General features: G+C 55.7%; 4 protein-coding genes. 2 read left to right on the top strand and 2 right to left on the bottom strand.

Going from position 1 to position 18,051, the window contains the following annotated elements; translation table 11 throughout:
* Window positions 1–596 precede the first annotated feature (596 nt).
* A complete protein-coding gene (locus HMPREF0573_RS03295) occupies window positions 597–15,719 on the top strand; it encodes a VaFE repeat-containing surface-anchored protein (protein ID WP_013188882.1) in 15,123 nt (5,040 codons plus the stop codon).
* 187 nt (window positions 15,720–15,906) lie between these two features.
* Here HMPREF0573_RS03295 and HMPREF0573_RS03290 read toward each other — a convergent pair whose 3' ends face one another.
* Entirely contained in the window at window positions 15,907–16,848 is a 942-nt protein-coding gene (locus HMPREF0573_RS03290; protein ID WP_004007834.1) for a rhomboid family intramembrane serine protease, read from the bottom strand.
* A gap of 49 nt (window positions 16,849–16,897) precedes the next feature.
* The gene (locus HMPREF0573_RS03285) at window positions 16,898–17,419 is read right to left on the bottom strand and encodes a peptidylprolyl isomerase (protein ID WP_004007835.1); all 522 of its coding nucleotides are present in this window, start codon (window positions 17,417–17,419) and stop codon (window positions 16,898–16,900) included.
* A 188-nt stretch (window positions 17,420–17,607) separates the two neighbouring features.
* Here HMPREF0573_RS03285 and HMPREF0573_RS03280 point away from each other — a divergent pair, with 188 nt between their 5' ends.
* Complete coding sequence (locus HMPREF0573_RS03280) at window positions 17,608–18,036, top strand: hypothetical protein (RefSeq protein WP_004007837.1); 429 nt, start codon at window positions 17,608–17,610, stop codon at window positions 18,034–18,036.
* Window positions 18,037–18,051 lie beyond the last annotated feature (15 nt).

Genomic DNA, 18,051 nt, shown 5'->3' with positions numbered 1-18,051 from the left:
ACCAAGTATTTTCGCGGGTTTTCGGAGTTCTGGTTCATATCTCGCGTCTTGTGCGATTTCTAATCTAAAACTGTAACGGTCTGAGACTGAAGAAACCCTGGAAATGTCAGCTTTCGTTTCGCGTACTGCTAGGGCAGGCGTTATGTGTGCGACTGCGCAGGTGTTTTGACCAGGGAGTAACCACGCGTCGGTCGTTTGACGCGGTATAGAGGGCAAAAGGGTGGGGATCGGCACTCGCTCCCAGGTTCAGGTGCCTTTTTTAAGGTTTCTTTCAGGTTTGTGAAAATTACTGGGCAGATTTGCAGAAAACCGCGCTTTTTACTGTTTATTTGCCGTTTTTCTACCTGCGCTGGAGGTGACAAACTCAGCTTGACATTCTTAAAAGGGGCTGAAAACTATCGTCAATTTTCGCGAAATTTGCGCCGTTAAGCTGAGTTTTCCTAAAGCAAAACGGGGGTTTACCGAACGACTTTGGAGCAATAGTGAGATTGTCAGCACAATCCTGGAAGTACTCTTGGAGATAGCTGGGAAAGCTGGTACTCTTAATTACTGTATATAAGCAGGTGTAGTGTCCCCAAAAGGGCTCAGACCGAAAAATGGCTAATTATATGGAGGTATTTAGCATGAGTGCTATAGCCAAGGACCCGCGGCAAAACCAGCCGGGAAAGCCCACCTTAGTGAGCTTTAAGCAAAAAGGTAAAAAGGGTCGGAACTGGACCGCGGGGGTGATAGCTTCTGCTATTGCCGTGGCGTGGGCAGTCGGCGGTTTGGTCATGCCCTCCCTGGCGGCTACACCGACCGCCCAGGCTTCGGTAAAGCCCACGGTGAACGTTTCGCCCGATGCTAACTTTAATATGGGCACGAACGGTAACGTACGCTACCGGTTGGCATATACCGGACAGCTCTTCTCGACCAAAGACCCGCAGGAAGCGGCGGCGCATTATGGTGATACCGCCCAGGTCGGGGATTTCACAGCTCACTACCTGCCTAAAGAATGTATTACGAAAGCCAATCGCTTTGATACTATGGGCGATATGAAGGGCACCCCACGGTGGGATGGTTACGATGCTTTGGAACAGGTAGCTCCTGACCGTGGCAAAATTGCTCAGAAGCCACTAGGTCAGAACGCCCCGATGGGTTTTGGCGCGTGGGTCATCTTCCCCGGAAGCTCCTCCGCCACGTTGCCGTTTAACCCCTCCGGCTCTGCCAGCCGCGCGGCTACCTCCGACCGTTCCGCTGCTGAGCCTGAGGAAGAGGACGCAGATACTCTCACCTTGAGCTTAGAGCCTATCGAAGGCGAAGCTACGGAAACGGGTGCGACTCAGGCACGTATCTTTGGTAAGACTGCAGACCCTTCCGGGGACTCGGGTACCTCCACCGAGCCCAGCGGTGCTGGCAACGCTCCGCAGCTGCCTGCCAACCCGGAGGAACCCTCCTCAGCTCCGGAACTGTCTCCCGAATCTCCTGCCCCGGCAGCTGTGGGCGAGGATCGCGCGGCGAACCCCACCCCCACCAAGACGATTTTGTCTGGCGCGGTCCCATTTGGCTACAAGTTTGAGCCGACGATGAAAGAAATCAAGCTCAAGTTTGATCCCAGCGTCGATAAAGACACCGCCATTGCCAACTTCAACAAGCAGGTTGATGAAGCCCAAGCTGATGTGATGAATCAGCTGGAACAGTTTATGAATGGTAAGCCTTTCGATGCTCGCACCAAGAAAGCTATGGTAGATAACCTCAATCTGCAGTTTGATAACCTGCGTAAACAAGGGTTGGCATGGTTTGAGGAACAGTACAGCAAGCATCCCAGTGCCTCTAAGTTCCCCGGTATTAAAGCTTGTGAAGATAACGGACCTATCGTTCCCGTAGGTTCATTTATCTTGGTTAAGAACTGGACTGCCGCCACAAAAGGTGAACCCAATGTCTGGCAATGGGCGCGGAAGCATCGGAATGAAGGTCAGGCATATCATGCTGCGATCGATTTCCTGGCTTTGTACCCCAGTGACACCAAGAATTCTTTTAAGGTAGATGGACAGGCAAGCTTCTGTGTGGAGCCTTTCTATGGTTACCAAATTGGCAACCACAAGGTTTACACTGACCCATCTAAGTCCACGATTTACTGGGCGAAAGATAACCCGGAAAAGGCAGAAACCGTTAAGGCCCTGGCGTGGCATTACGCCAAGTACAATAGGGGCGCGAACTGGGGTCATTATCAAAACGCCATCTGGATGGTGATTTTCGGCATTACCGATAATGGGCGTGCTTGGAACCTTGACCAGATGTCATGGGGCGATACGGGAGTCACCGATGTGAAAGACCTCATCCAGCAAGCCCTCACTGCATACCAACATCGCCAGGATGGAAACGTGGTTAAGGCTCTGGAGACCATGCACCTCGATCAGGTGTCTCTGCAGCCGGCAAATGATGGTAGCTCGCTGTTGACTGTCCAGTTGAACGATTACAATCCGAACTCAACCGAGGGTCGGATAATTGGTGACCAGGTGTACCTCACGGTGCAGGGTGCTACCTATGCTGATGGTAAGCCCATCCCCAATAATCGGATTAGCTTGCTGGAAGCATTAAACGGTGTAACCCTAAAGATTGCTAACCAAAACGCGTTTAAGATTTCCTTCGCGGGTTCGGTTAAGAACGTTGAGGATCCTTACTTTATTGATAATCCAAATGGACCTACGCAAGCTCAGGTCGTGGTGTTAAGGAAGGATCTCGACCTGTCCGGTTCGCTGGAAGTGAAGTGGACCTACATTCCGCAGCCGAAGCCTGCCATTTCCACCACCGCAAAGGTGAACGGAGCCGAGTCCGTGCCCGGTGGCGCGGAAACAGCGACGTTCTCTCGTGCTGACGAAGTCATCACCCTGACCGATGATGTGAAGTATGAAAACATTCCTGCTGACACGGGTATGAATCGTAAATACCTGATTGGTAGCCTCACGAAGGTCAGCGAGGGAATCGCTAAAAAGGTGCTCACCCAGGTTGCTGATGCCGACATTAGCGATCAGGGCACTGTGACCGGGCTGTTCCCCTATGAGGTGAAAGCCTCCGAGGTTAAGAAGGGCGATAGGTTCTATTATGAGGAAATCCTCGTCACTTCTGACCCGAAGTATGCCGGTGGGGAAACAGCTTTCACAAAGGGTTACGGTAATCTCAACGTCATTGCCAAGCACACTGGCGAAAACCCTGATCAGACTGTACTCATCGCAAAGAACAAAGCCGAACTGACGCTGTCAAAGGAAGCAATCGGTGCAGCCGATAAGGCTGACGGCAATGTGACCTTCCGCGTCAGCTGTGACGACGGTACTGCCGCGACCCTCTACGCCCCGGCTCGAGGCGGCGTGGCTAACACAAACCCCGCTTGGGCAGGATACCAAGCCAGCTCGATTGAAGTGACCCCCGGCGCTATCTGCACCGTGGAGGAAACCTACTCTCCAGCTCCGGTCGATTTGGCAACTGCCCCGCGCTGGGTCGGTGGCAATGCTGAGATGGTCTCTGACCCCACGCCGGTCAACGTGAACGGCAAGACTATTGGTTCGAAAGCCAAGTTTAAGATGGGCGACGCTGGTGACATCAACCTGGCGGTGACCAACACCTATCGGGAACCCACCGGTGGCTTTAAAGTCTTTAAGTACGTCAACAGTGATGGCAAGTTCGACGCCTACACGGCAGCGAACGCTAACGGTGGCAAGTTCAACTTCTATTACCGTTGTGACAAGGGAATTGCCGGAAGTTTCGCGCTTCCCGAGGATCCTTCGACTGACGCGGATGGCGATCCGTGGAGCTATGAAGTAAAGGATTTGCCGATTGGCGCCCGGTGCAGCGTGACCGAAATGAAGCCGACGGCTCCCAGTGGCTATGACGTTACGATTTCCGCTGCGGACGCTTTGGTTAAACCCGTTCAGTCCAACACGGTGTCGCTCCGTCCGATTCGTGCCGACTTTGCCAACCAGGTGTCGTTCATGAACCAGTACCTGCCCGCTGATGCGTCCTTCAGTCTGCGAAAGATTGCCCGGTTTACCGATGGTCAGCTCATCAACGATAACTTTGCGTTGCATTACTCATGCTCGGATAGGTCTGGCAAGACAGTATCCGGTGACGTGACGGTGGCAGGTAACGGAGAAGCAGTCTCGGTCAAGGGTGTTAAAGCCGGTATGACCTGTACCATCACCGAGCCGCGGAAACCCGCTATCGCAAAAGCCAATTTCAAGGATTTGTCCTTTGACCTGAGCGGTACGCAATACAATGTCAGCAACTCTGAACGCCTGGAATTTGATGTTCCGCGCAACCCGAACGCCGTCGTGCTGGTGACAGCTACGAACGTTTATGAACAGAAGGCTGGTTCGTTCACGTTGCAAAAGACCGTCAAGGCGGGCGAGTCGAACCCCCTCAAGGGTACGGCGTTCACCTTCCGCATCAGCTGCGGTGAGGAAGATCCATTTACCGTCAGCCTGAAGGCAGGTCAGACCTGGACCTCGAAGTCCTACCCGGTGGGCACCGAATGTTTGATTCACGAGTATGACCCGTCCACCCAGGCGGCTACCAGCACGGTTTCCTACCAAGGCGCCATGCCGATGGGTACGACTGACGCCGTGCTGACCGTCAAAGAAGGTAAGGCCGCAGTAAAGGTTGAGGCCGTAAACACGGTAAAGGCAAACTACGGTAAGTTCGCCCTCACCAAGAAGGTAGAAGGCGACGCCAAGGCTGCCGCAACCACCTTCGCTTTTGATTACAAGTGTAATGACGCGGCTCACACCAACGGCACCCTGGAAGTCCGGGGTGGACAGACCAAGACGGTTGGCGACAACATTTTGGTCGGCACCACCTGCTACATCAAGGAAAAGCCGGTGCAGATTGACGGCGTCACCGTCACCCCCTCCTGGGTGACGAACCTGCCCAACGGCACCGGGGCGTACGCTAGCTACAAGCAGTTCACCATCCCGCAGCCCCAAAATGGCAAGGCACAGGTGCTGCAGCTGGAAGCCAAGAACACCTTGGAATACGACAAGGCGAGCTTCACCATTAAAAAGGTCATCCAGGGCGGAGCAGTCTTTACCCCCGATGCCACCTTTAAGTTCACCTACAGCTGTAAAGCCCCGGACGGAAAGACCTACACCCAGGCGACTCCGTTTGGCTCTCAAGCCAAGGCTAAATTCATTGAAGTAGCCGCCGGTCAAGAATCAGCAGCTATCGTGGTGCCCCAGGGCTCCAAGTGTTCTGTGTCAGAGCCTCAGGCGCAACTGTACGTCACCAACCAAAAGCTGGTGAACAACCCGAACGCGAACCCGTTGAAGTACGTGTCCACTTCGTTCGTTCCGGAGGGCAAGGGTCTGACTTCCGGTGAACAGACCGTGACTGACAGCCAGACTTTCCAGTTTGCTGCCACCAACGTCTACACCGAAAAGATGACCGGCTTTAAGTTCTACAAGGCTGCCGTCACGGGTAACAACGCTGGCAACCACACCGAACAGTTCTATTTCAACTACTCCTGCCAGACTCCGGCGGGAGAGGTTAAGAACGGCGTCGGCTACGACTTGGGCGCCGGCAGCGACCCGGTCACGGTAGAGAATCTGCCCGTCGGCACCAAGTGTGTCGTGTGGGAGAAACCTGCGGTTGCACAGGCTAACGAAAAGGTCACGACCAAGTGGACCGTGGGCACTGCTGAACCCGTGGAAGGCAAGGACGTAAAGCCTTTCGACAACAATGCCCGTACCCAGGCTAACGGTGTTGCGTTCACTGTAGATCAGGAAAACCAAGCACTGATGGTCGGCGCTACCAACGACTTCACGGTGCCCGACACCAAGCTGGTGGTCAGCAAGACCATCGTGGCTGGAGAAAACACCACCGTAGGTAATAAGTCGGTCAAGCTCTCGGCTACCTGTAAGTACCCGACTGATAACGCCGAACACGTCATCATGGATGGCAAGACCTTTAAGAACGGTGATAGCGCCGAGTTCACCACCGATGTGAATGGTGTGAAGATTCCGGTCGGGGCGACCTGTACCATCTCCGAATCTGAACCCAGTGCAAAGGTGGCTGGACACCTCTGGACTGTGCAGATGAAGGAAGGCAAGCGCGTCCTGTCCGACAAGGCGACCGCTACCGTCACTTTGAATGCCGAAAAGGGTCGGACCGTAGAAGTAATCAACACTTACGAGCGCGAGCTGGGCAAGTTTAAGATTATGAAGTCGGTCAGCGCTGCCAAGAACATCACGGTGAAGGAGTCTTACAGCTTCAGCTACACCTGTGCAGACCCGCAGGACGCCACCCAAAAGGTAGCCGGCAAGGTGACCGGAGTCACCGATAAGGGCTACAAGATTGTTGATGGCATTCCGTTGGGCTACAAGTGCCACATCACCGAAGACCAGGCTGGTGCCAAGACCGAGGAAGGCTCGACCCTCTCGGCTACCCTGTCCGCGAATGACTTCGTGGTCGAAAAGGATAACGTGGTCGACGTCTCCGTGACCAACACCTACTCCAAGGCAAACGGCAAGTTCAGTGTGAAAAAGGCGATCGCTAAGGATTCCACCGCCGCGATTGCTGACGGCACCTACAACTTCGAATACTGGTGTGTCACCCCGGACGGATCCGAGGTCGGGACGGCTGCTGCTCCTAACAAGTTCAGCATCAAAGCAGGTCAGACCTGGACTTCCGGCAATATCGCCACCGGTTCCAAGTGTGCTATCCGCGAGGTCACCCCGAGCGGTACCACCACCGGCGTAGCTGCTGAAGTGTCCTGGTCGCTGCAAGAATCTACGACCATGCAGGGCGTAGAACCGACCCCCTACCAGGCGGTGGGTGCTGAAAACAACTTTGTGTTCGGGGCAGAAGGTTCTACCGCCGGCAAGTTCACCATCGGCAAGAACGGTACCACTACCGGTCTGACCGCTACGAACAAGCTGTCCTATGAGGAAGTCAAGCTGAAGCTGCAAAAGATTGCGGAAGCCACCTCGGCACACGGCAGGACCGACTACTCGCAGACTAACTTCGAGAATATGAAGCAGTACGGCGCGTACTACCGTTACATGAACCGCGACTACGTGAATATGCACGTCACCTGCAAGAATGGTGCAAAGACTGTCGTTGATAAGACTGTCCAGGTGAATGTAAACGGCGATGCCCTCGACTTTGGCATGGTGCCTTACAACTCGAAGTGTACGGTCGCTGAGCTTGATGACGAGAGCTTTAACGACTGGAATGCTATGCAGTACGGTGGCTGGCGCCACAAGGCTGTGATTACAGCTACTGATGCCAGTGGTAAGGCCCTGGCGAGCGAGGTTAACTACGCCTTTGACATGATGTCTTCCGACGGAGAACAGGCTGCCATCACGTTTGACGTAACGTCTGAAGCTGATGTCTCCGTGTTGATGCGTAACCGGTGGGATTGCTTCGCCAGCATTGAATCCGTCCTGGACGCACCTGACCACGAAGCAGTAGCCGACGGTAAGCGCGTTCTGAAGAACGGCATTAAGGTGATTAATGTCGACTCCGAAACCGGTCGGATTAAACTGACCGATACCGTGACTCTGAAGAATGTCACCGCGAACCGGACCTATACCGTTGTGGAACGCTTGTACTCCACCAGCAAGGCAGGGGACAGGAACCGCTTCGATCAGGGTTACCTCACCTGGGAGAGCGAAAATGGCGAAACCTGGGATTACTACGCTGAGGAAGTCACGGTACCCGGAGGTGCGAATGACTTCACCACGGATATTTCCTTCACCATTCCGGTTGAATTACTGAAGAAGCATCCTGAAGGTATTGCCGCCGGCATCATGGTGTTCAACGGTGGTAACCCGATGAACAAGAGCCAGGCATGTGCACGTTGTTTGGCGTACGGTTCCGAGCTGAAGCTACCCGCCGGTCAATCCATTGTTCCGCAGTGGGCACCGACGATGAGCACAGTTGCCTACGACCGGACCACCGACTCGCGAGTCTTGTCTACGAACGAAAAGGAAGTTCCGACACAGAAACTGACTGATAATCTCACCTACACTAAGGTTCCTGCAGGGGATTACTACCTGTACGGTCGCCTGGTGCAGACGGATGACACCAGCAAGTCTGTAGTGGACAATGTCAAGAAGATTACCGTTCCCGCGGGACAGAATTTCTTTGGAAAGAATCGTGTCGACAACGAGTTCAACCTGCAGACTTCACAGCTCACTCCCGGTGCCGAATATGTGATGTTCGAGTACATGCTGCCGGCTAATGTGGATGTGAACAGTCTCGCGGGCAAGACTCCGGCTGAGTTGCAGGATATGTCTAAGGCAGTAAACCTGCCCTTCCACGCGGAGGTAAAGGATATCTGCCAGAAGCTGTACACACCGAAGTTAAAGACCAACGCGGCAATCGACAAGCCCGTGACACCAGCGGCGACCGGTACCGTGAAGGTCAAGGATAAGGTCGACTACTTCAACCTCGTGGCAGGAAAGCAGTACACCTTGACCGGTACCTTGCATGTCAAGGCTGCTGATGGAAGTGACGCTGGTGTGCTCAACGATCCAGGTGCGACCAAGACCGAGACGTTCACTGTTCCCGGTAAAGCCGGCACCCTGGTAAGTGGCAGCCACACGCTGACCTTCACCGTCAAGGTAGCCTCCCTAAAGACCCAAACAGTTGTGGCCTTTGAGGAAGTCAAGGATCGCGGAGTGGTCGTCGCGACCCACGCCGAGATTACCGATGAGGACCAGACGGTTTACAACCCGTCCATCGGCACGACTGCGAGCGTTAAGGACGGTGTCTCCGATGCTGCCGATACGCGCGCCGCGACTGTGGACATGACAAAGGCGGAGCTGGTAAAGGATTCCAAGACCAAGAAGGAACTCTCCGGCGTTGTAGTGACCGATAAGGTTGCCTACAACTCCATCGCTCCGGGCGAGTACGTCATGTACGGTCAACTCATGACGGTTGGCGCCAATGGCAAGCTGCTTTCGCAGACCCCGGTCCAGACCGCGTTCCAGACGTTGAGCATCGCCAAGGGTGCATCCGCCAGTGGCACGATGGAACTCACCTTCCCCGGTGTGAAGGTCGTGAGTGGCGAGTCTTATGTAGTGTTCGAGAAACTCTACAAGACCTCCGACTTCGACCAGGCAGCAGGGAAGCCGAGCAACCCCAAGGCTACGGTGGCTGAGCACGCCGATCCGAAGGATAGCGCGCAGACCGTTTACGTCCCCGGTGTCACCACTGACGCCAAGGACGGCGATGGCGACAAGTACGTCGACCCGACTCAACCCATCAAGATTGTTGATACCGTCACCGGTTCTGGCTTGATTCCGGGCAAGGAATACACCATCGACGGTGAGTTGATGATGGCTGGTCAGAACGGCGAGCCGGTACACACCGGTGTGTTCAACAATGGCGGAGACGTCAAGGTTGTTGCCGACGCGAACGGTAAGTTCCAAAAGGACCTTACCTTTGAGATGAGCGTGGAAAAGGCTAAGGAGCTGGGTCTGTGGGTTGACGAAAACGGTCAGCCTACCCCGACTGGCAAGGACCTGGTGGTCTTTGAAAACCTGAAGCAGGGCGGCAAGCCCGTGGCTATCCACCACGACATCACCGATGAGGCGCAGACGGTTCACTCCGGCTCAATGGGTACTTCCGCGAAGGACTCCGACGGGAACCAGACCATGATTCCTGGTCAGGAGAATGCGGTCATCACCGATACCGTGAAGTTCACTGGTAAGTTCGAGCCGAAGCACAACTACACCCTGGTGGGCGAACTGCACTACGTCACCACCAACCCGGACGGCTCCAAGACCGACGCCGGCAAGGTGCCGGGTGTAACCGTGCAGCCGGTACAGGTGACCTCTGACGCGAAGGGCATCATTGGCAAGCAGACTATGAAGTTCACGGTTGCTGCTAAGAGCATCGTCGAAGGCAAGGACCTGGTGGTCTTTGAAACCCTGCACGATGGCACCGCCACCGGCAAGGTTGTGGTCAAGCACGCCAACCCGAACGATCCGGCACAGACCATCAACGTGGTAAAGAACTCCATTACCACCACCGCTTATGACGGCGGTAAGGACGGTAAGGGCGCGGATCCGAAGGATAAGAACCTCGACAATTCGCACGCCAAGGTCGCGATTTACGACTTGGTCGATTACGAAGGTCTGCAGGTCGGTAAGGAATACACCGTGACCGGTACCCTGCACTACCAGGCCGACGCCACTCTGGCAGATGGCACTCAGGTTCACACCGGGGATCCGATTGACGCCAAGTACGTCACGGTTACGCCCGCGAAGTTCACCGCCAAGACTCCGTCCTCAAAGGATCAGGGCGCAGTAAAGGCAATCGTGAAGTTCGAGGTGGATAAGGCTGCTTTGGCTACCGCTCCGGTGGTTGTGTTCGAAGACCTCCAAGATGGCACGGTAACCGTTGCTACCCACCATGACATCAACGATGACTCGCAGGTCGTTTACAACCCGTCTCTCGCCACTGTGGCGACTGTGAACGATGGCAAGCTGGTTCAACTCAAGAAGGACCAAAAGGCCGTTACGGTTGACGACGAGGTGACGATTACGAACGCCGCACCGGGCACCTACACGCTGAAAGGCGAGCTGATGTCCGCCGACGGTAAGACCGTCATCTCCACCAGCGAAGTCAAGAACGTCAAAGTCACGAAGGGCGAAGCTACTGTCCAAAAGGTGACTTTCCAGGTTCCGGCTAACCAGGTAAAGGCGGGCGCGAAGTTCGTTGTCTTTGAGGAACTGGTCGACGCTAAGGGCGTGGTGGTTGCAGACCACAAGGATTTGGCATCTGAAGCGCAGACCGTACGAGTTGGCTCTCTGGAGACTACCGCTACCGATAAGGCAGACGGCGATCACGTCGCAGATAACACCAAGACCGTCACCATCGTTGACAAGGTTGACTACTCTGGTTTGAATCTGGACGCCAAGTACGCCGACGGTACCCCCCAGGCCTACCTGCTCTCCGGTCAGCTGATGGATAAGCAAACCAAGCAGGCCGTGCCGGGGCTGGCTCCGGTCGAACGGGTCATTGGTCCGGCAGGCTCGGTCTACCGTGCTGAAGGTCAGCCCGACCGCCCGGTCGAGAAGGTTATTACCTCCGGTACTGGCTTTGAACTTCTCGAGTTCGAGGTTCCGGCTAACTTGATTCTGGGCAAGCCGGTCGTGGTCTTTGAGACTGTGTACCAAGAGGGCAAGGAATACCTGATTCACCACGACATCAACGATGACTCGCAGACTGTCTGGTCTCCGAAGCTTGCCACCAAGGCTAGCGTCGAGAATGAACGCGGTCTGGTGATTGCCGACGCCAAGTCGACGGTCAAGGACACCGTGACCTTCACCGGTATGAAGGTTGGGGAAACCTACGTAGTCGCTGGTGAACTGTGGAACAAGACTCAAAACAAGTCGACCGGTATCAAGGTAACCTCTAAGCCGTTCAAGGCTGACAAGGCTAGCTGGACCGCGACAGACTTCATGACCTTCGAGGTTCCGGCCGGTACTGTGGCAGAGAATGACGAGCTAGTCGTGTTTGAGACTCTGTACCGCGGTGACAAGGTAACCAATAACCCGGCGTCTACTCACAAAGACCCGAATGACCCGGCACAGACGGTTGGTTCTGGCGTGAAGCCCGCCATTAAGACGGTGCTGAGTACGGACGGTAACCGTGTGGCTGGTGCGGACATCCCGACCATCCCGGTCGACACGACCCAGCTGGTTGATACGGTCAGCTACGTTGGTTTGACTCCGGGTATCAAGTACACCTTGAACGCGACCCTGATGGAAATCGGTCTGGACGGCAAGGTCAGCGATACCGGTATCACCGGCACCGCCACCTTCACCCCGACTGCTGCCAACGGCACGCAAAAGGTCGGTTACAACTCGTTCGACAAGGGTATCTTGAAGCCTGGATACAAGTACGTGGCTTACGAGACCCTGATTCGCAACGATAAGCCGAACGAACCTCCGTTGAAGCACGAGGATCCGAAGGATTCCGACCAGACGGTAAAGACCGACTATCATCCGAGTGTGGTGACCGACCTGACTCAGGACGGCTCCCAGGTCATCGCGACCGATGCGGCTCTGGATCTGCAGGATAAGGTGCAGATGAAGGGTCTCGTCAAGGGTGAGAAGTACGTGCTGGTTTCCCGCCTGGTGTACAACGCGGGTCAGCCTAACGAAACGGTCGTAACTGACGGACTGGAGAAATTCACCGCTGACAGCGTGAACATGACCAAGGTCATCAAGTTCAACGTGACGACCGACCAGTTGAAGGCTCCGATGGCAGCCGCTAAGGCTGCTGGCAGCGAACTGAAGCTGGTGGCTTACGAATACCTGACCCGAGCCTCCCTTGTGACCGGTGACGATGCCACCATCAAGGCCAGCGTTACCGACGCTAGCAAGTGGGACGCTACGCACGCTCAGGCTAACGATACGCGCCAGACCGTAACTGTCGTGGACGTGCCTCGGATTGGCACCAAGCTGCAATACGCTCAAGGTCAAAAGGTCGTTTGGGAAGGCGATAACGTCAAGCTGACGGACTTCGTTGAGTACTACAACCTGCTGCCTGCGACCGAGTACACCCTCAACGGTAAGCTCATGGGTATCGCCACTGACGGTAAGGTCAGCGACACCGGAGTGGTGGGAACTGCTAAGTTCACCACGCCGAAGGCTACCAATGGTGCTACCCGCGTGAGCGGAACTATTGCGGACAAGACTGCCGCGAAGGTCGAGTTCACCGTACCGTTGAGCGTCCTGAAGGCTAACGACAAGTTGGTTGCTTACGAAGCGTTGCTGCTGAAGGGTCAGCCCGTGGCGGATCACGAGGATCCGAACGATGAAAACCAGACTGTAAAGGTCAAGCATCCTGGCGTGGGCACCATCGCTCATGTTGGTGACGACACGAACCTGGAGGTTTGGGAAGGCGTCAACCAGGAAGGCAAGAAGGCTCCCGAGACCTACACGGTCCACGACGTAATCCGTATGGTGAATGTCGAGGAGGGCAAGACTTACGCTCTGGGCGGTCAGGTCTATAGCAAGAATGCCTACGATGCGAACGCGCAGACTCCTGCCTTGGCGGCAAACGCCAAGACCGTAAAGGTCACTGCGGATATGGCTAAACCGGCAACTGACGCCGAAAAGGCTCAGTACGGCGCGGATGTCAAGGTTTACGAAACCAGCATGGACATCCCGGTCAAGGCTGCTGATATTAAGACGCATGGCGACAAGCTGGTCGTATTCGAGCAGCTGTGGGCGGAAGGCACGTACGAGAGCGCTGACGGCGGCAAGGTGACCCCGAAGGGTAACCACAAGCCGGTGGCTGCGCACAACGAGATTACTGCCGATTCCCAGTCCATCAACGTGAACCGTCCTGAGTTCGGGTCCTTGACCCTGACCAAGGCTGTCACCGGTTGGGATGAGAACACCGCGAATGTCGAACGCGCCAAGGCGACCTACGTGTTCACTGTCAAGTGCGCCCAAAAGGGTTCGGTTGACACGATTACCTTGCACGAAGGTGGATCGCACACCATCGACGGTATCCCCGTTGGTGACAAGTGCACCATCACCGAGGATGTCCAACATGCTGAGCTGCAAGCCGGCTTGAAGGACACCGTGAAGTTCACCGAGACCAACGGCGTCACCGTTGAGTCCGTCAAGAACGGCGAGGGTACCGTGATGGTCGGTGGCACCTCTAACGGTACCGACCGTGTGCCGAACGTGACTGTGGTGGCGGACAACAAGTTCACCAACGAAGTCACCATCGGCACCAACACCACCGGTCAATTCGGCAAGAAGTCCAGCAACGGCGGTAAGATTACCGACCTGGTGAAGTACCAGAACCTGCAGGCAGGCAAGTACCTGTTGCACACCTACTTTGTTGAATACGACAAGGCGGGTCAGGCTCACAAGATTGACTACGTCCCCTCTGAGGTACGCGAAGTCACCGTTGAAGGCGGCTACGTACCGGGTGGTCACAGTGGTACTTGGAGCGTCGATATGACGGTTCCGACCGAGCTGACGCAGGCACACAAGACGGTTGTCGTCTGGGAAGACCTGTACAAGCTGCCGCAGAATGTGGACACCTTCACCACGGAGCTGTCTAAGCTGCCGACCGGTCGGACTGGTGCGGGCTTGATTGCCTCCCACCATGAGGACAATCTCGGTGCGGGCGCAGGTACGCAGTGGCTCGAGGTATCCACTCACTTCGGTGGATTCCAGGTCAACAAGGTGGTCAAGCCGGCTCCAGATTTGCCTGCGGACGTAATCAGTAAGATTCCGACAACTTGGAACTTTACTTACGTGGCTAAACTGCCTGATGGCAAGAAGGCAAAGGAAGGCACCGCCCTGGAGGGTAACTTTAACCTGACGGTGGACCCGAAGGATCCGAGTAAGGCGGTCAGCCAGAAGTTCGACGGCTTCCCGATGGGCACGGAGATAACCATTACGGAAACCGATGCCAAGGCGCAGATTCCGACCCAAGCCAAGTTGAAGGTTTCGTGGAAGTCTGAAGGCTGGACTGATGCTGCTGAAGGTCCCACCAAGACCTTCACCATTACCCCGGCTGCCACCGTGAGCGTCACCGCTCTCAACGAGTTCAGCTTGGTCAAGCCGACCTTGGCGACTGTGGCTCGCACCGCGGACGATGGCAAGATGCTCAAGCCGAGTGAGGATACGGCTGTGGTCGATACCGTCACCTACACCAACCTGGTGCAGGGTCGCGACTACTGGCTCAAGACCGAACTGGTCTACGTCGACGGCACGCCTGACCCGAACGACAACCAACCGGTGCTGGGTGCTGACGGCAACCCGCTGGTGAAGTGGACGAAGGTCACCGCGGAAGGCGATAACAGCGAGTGGGTCGTTGACAAGGACAACCCGATGGTGGTTCCCGCCAACGCTAACCCGAATGCTGACGTGGTATTCTTCGAATCCCTCTACGAGATGACGAAGGATGGCGGACAGCCCAAGGTCGGGGACAAGCCGATTGTGGAACACCGCGACAACGCTGATCCGAAACAGATCATCACGCGTCGTCCGGCTCTGTCTCTTCAGACCACGGCGGAGCTCTCCGGGGTCAAGTCAATCACCGCTGGTGAAGGTGCGACCGTGAACGATAAGGTGACCTACAGTGGCTTGAAGGCTGGTGCTGAATACACTTTGGTCGGTACCTTGGTCAAGAAGTCCGATGGCTCCATCGTTGGTTCGCCGGTGACCGCGGCTGGCTTGAAGGCTGAGGCTGACGGCTCCGGCAGCTGGAAGATGTCGATTCCGCTGACCGCGAAGGATACGGCAGGTTTGACCGATGGTGAGAAACTGGTGGTCTTTGAAAAGGCTTACGCTGGTAAGCTGCCTGAGGCTGGTACGGCTCCGGCTGGCACCTACACCCCGATTCTGGCTCACGAAGACCTTCAGGATGCTTCGCAGACCGTGAACGTGGTGAAGCCGACTCCGCCGCCGCCGTACACGCCTCCGGTCGAGTCTAAGACCACGACTCCTCCGCCTCCTCCGGTGAAGTCTGAGACGACGAAACCGCCGTCGACTCCGTCGAGTACTCCTCCGGATACTCCGCCTAGCATCCCGGTGGCTCCGGCTACCACCGTGCCGCCGATGCATCCGAAGGTACCGCCGACATTGGCTCGGACCGGTGCGCAGGCAGCAATCTTTGGTGGCTTGTCCATCCTGATGATTGCCGCGGGTGCGGGGCTTGGCTTGCTGGCAGCACGGCGCAAGCGCGAGTCTGAAGTGAAGTAGGCGACATAAGCCCTAGGCTGTAATACTGAAACGGCGAGGTCTCACGACCTCGCCGTTTCAGTTTGGGTGCGGCTTGAATCAGCGCTATACCTGCTGGAGTTGTAGATAAAGGGTGGAAATAGCGCCGTAGCTGCCAATAATGGCAGCTACGGCGCTATTTCCACCGTATAAATTGGTTTCCGGGGGATTATTTTAAGAAACTGTAGATAGCCTCGTAGTTGAAGTGGTAGAAAGTCCAGTTGCTGGCTACCAGCACCACAAAAACTCCGCCATAAACCGCGAAGTCACGTAACCGTGTGCGCGTGCTGGTGACTCGGCGCAGGATGGGTGTGGGAGCGGCAGCGGGAGTATCCGACCCGTCTGGTACCTCGGCATCTGAGTGATTCGATACCTCGGTAGCATCGGTGTTTTCAGGCTCATTTGCCGTACCTGGCGTATCTGGAGCGTGGAGAGCATCTGAGGTGTCCGAGACACCGGAATCAGGACGTTTCGAAAACTCTGGCGCATTGGCAATAAAACCGTAGACATCCCCGCCCTCGACCGGAATCGTTACATAGGTCGCGTGACGCAGTACCCAGCCCGTGTAGGCTCCCAGCACCAGACCCACCAGTAAACCCCCTAGATGCGCCACCCACGCCACGTTAGGAACCAAGAAACCGATGACAAAGTTAAGCCCGATTAAAGTCCCCATTTCCGTCCAAGGCAGGCGTAGCACCTTTTGAATGGCCAGGACCATACCAAAGAAGCCAAACACCGCCCCAGATGCGCCCACCGTCGGGGTAATCCAGGCGTGGGGGTCGATAAATACAGTCAAGCACTGTGCCATGAGCGCCCCGAAGGCACTGATAGCAAAGGCAAGCGCCAGTTTCATGTGACCTATCACGGGCTCTAGTGCCCTACCGACTACCAGCAAAGCCCAGGTGTTAAACGCCAGGTGGAATGGAGTGGGTACGGAGTGCAGGAACGCAGCGGTGATGAATCGCCACGGTTCAAACAAACCCAGGAGTGGCATAAACGCGAAATGCTGGATGACTCCGGGTATAAACAGTTCGGCGACCCAGACGATGATTAAGGCAATACAAAGCCCCCAAGTCACGTAGGGCTTAGGGGCTCTTGCGGTGTGTTTCATGACTTAACAGTACCTGTAAAACCACCGACGGGTGAGGGACTGAGAGGCTTTACTCCGTAATGTCGATGGACTCAATCATGATGTCGTCCACGGGACGATCCGCGCGATCCGTTTGGGTGGCGGCAATCTGATCCACGACTGCACGAGACGCATCATCCAGGACGCGACCAAAAATCGTGTGCTTGCCGTTCAGCCAAGTGGTCGGCGCGACCGTAATGAAGAATTGGGAACCGTTGGTGCCCTGACCGCCGCGGGTGCCGGCGTTCGCCATCGCCAACAGGTAAGGTTCGGTGAAGCCCAAAGCCGGGTCGATTTCGTCGTCAAAAACGTAGCCGGGACCGCCGGTGCCGGTTCCGATGGGATCTCCGCCCTGAATCATGAAACCAGAGATGACCCGGTGAAACACTGTGCCGTTATAAAGCGGCTCAGTGGAAGTTTCCCCGGTAATCGGGTGGGTCCATTGACGCGCACCGGTAGCCAGGTCGGTGAAGTTCTTAACCGTGACCGGTGCGGATTCGGGATAAAGTTCCAGGCTGATATCGCCTGCAGAAGTGTGAATCGTTGCTTGCATGGTTCCATCTTTTCATGCGTACGGCGCGCGCGCAAAGCAATTTGAGGCAAACCTGGCACTATCAGTGCCACCACAAACTGAGGTGAACCGGAAAAAGAACCGGCTTATTTCCTGCAAAAATTCAAAATAAGGGGCAAAATAGAACCAACCGTGTCCATTCGGCTCGGTGTGAGTGAAAGAAGGATCCAATGCTGGATAACTTGTCGAAATGCATCGATATGGAATGCATGAAGCGAGCCGGGGGAGACATGGCACTGAATGCTGCTGAGGTTGCTGGCAAGGCTCGTGGAGCCGTCGGGGACTTCGGTACTAAGGTGAAGACGGACCTCCTGCCGCGAGCGCAAGCCGTAAACGAGGCAGTGTCGAGGGCGGTTGCCGGCGACGGCACTATTGCCGAAAAAGTTTCCAAAGCGAGTGAAGGAGTTAAGTCAGCTATGAACCCTAAAAAGAAGTGCCCGATTCGTCATCCCTGGTTGGCGACCATTCTGTTGACCGGAGCCGCCGCGGTGGTCGGGTTTATTTTGTACAGTCGCACCCGTCCGGTCGAGGACCCTTGGGCGGAGGAATCCTGGGAAGACATTGACGATGACGACCTGGTGGTCGTTACCGATAAGTAAAACCTTGGTTTTTGA

It is taken from the genome of Mobiluncus curtisii ATCC 43063 (assembly GCF_000196535.1).
GTDB lineage: Bacteria > Actinomycetota > Actinomycetes > Actinomycetales > Actinomycetaceae > Mobiluncus > Mobiluncus curtisii.
Note: the sequence above shows the minus strand (reverse complement) of the source record. Positions and strands in the feature narration are given on the sequence as shown.